This is a genomic window from Actinoplanes sp. ATCC 53533 (genome assembly GCF_003947245.1).
The window spans coordinates 1-859 of the sequence record NZ_QHHV01000554.1 but is presented as its reverse complement, the minus strand read 5'-3'; the positions used below and the strand labels follow the sequence as shown (position 1 = coordinate 859).

At 66.8% G+C, this 859-nt stretch carries 2 protein-coding genes; both read right to left on the bottom strand.

Going from position 1 to position 859, the window contains the following annotated elements:
- The coding region (gene rsrA / locus DMB66_RS59985; protein ID WP_125812708.1) for a mycothiol system anti-sigma-R factor at window positions 1–222 on the bottom strand (222 nt) is incomplete at its 3' end.
- Window positions 223–227: 5 nt separating this feature from the next.
- Window positions 228–859 (bottom strand): sigma-70 family RNA polymerase sigma factor (locus tag DMB66_RS59980; RefSeq protein WP_305028371.1); only part of this gene is annotated, 632 nt, incomplete at its 5' end.

The window sequence follows — 859 nt, the reverse complement described above, 5'->3', positions numbered from 1 at the left end:
GAGCCGCTCGCGCAGCTCCTTCGGCGCCGTCTCGTCGCCGCAGCAGCGGGCGACGAGCGCCTTCACCTCGTGCTCGACGCCGTACTCACGGAGGCAGTCGGAGCAGTCGTCGAGGTGCCGCTGGATCAGCTCCCGCCGGTCGTCGCTGCACTCCAGATCGAGATACAGGTAGACCTCGCTGATCACGACGCTGCAATCGGTCTTCTCGGCTTTGTCGTTCACGTCGCTCACGCCTCCTGTGCGGCGGTCGCGCCGGGCGAACGGGTGATGCCACGGTCCAGGGCGTACCGCTCGAGCAGCTTGCGCAGGTTGCGCCGGCCACGGTGCAGGCGGGACATGACCGTGCCGATCGGCGTGCCCATGATGTCGGCGATCTCTTTGTATGAGAAGCCCTCGACATCGGCGAGATAGACGGCCAGCCGGAACTCCTCTGGCAACTGCTGCAGCGCGTCCTTGATGTCGCTGTCGGGCAGCCTGTCCAGCGCCTCGGTCTCGGCCGAGCGCAGACCCGCGGACGTGTGCGACTCCGACGACGCGAGCTGCCAGTCGGAGATCTCCTCGGTCGGAGCCTGCACGGGCTGACGCTGCTTGCGCCGATACGAGTTGATATAGGTGTTCGTGAGGATGCGGTACAGCCAGGCCTTGAGGTTCGTACCCTCCTCGAACTGGTGGAATGCGGAGAACGCCTTGAGGAAGGTCTCCTGGACGAGGTCCTCGGCATCGGCCGGGTTGCGCGTCATGCGCAGGCCCGCCGCATACAGCTGGTCGACGAACGGCAGCGCGTCCCGCTCGAAGCGCGCCCGGCGCTCGTCGGTCTTCTCGCTGCGTTCGGTCCGTTCCGTCCGCTCTGTTGGCGTCA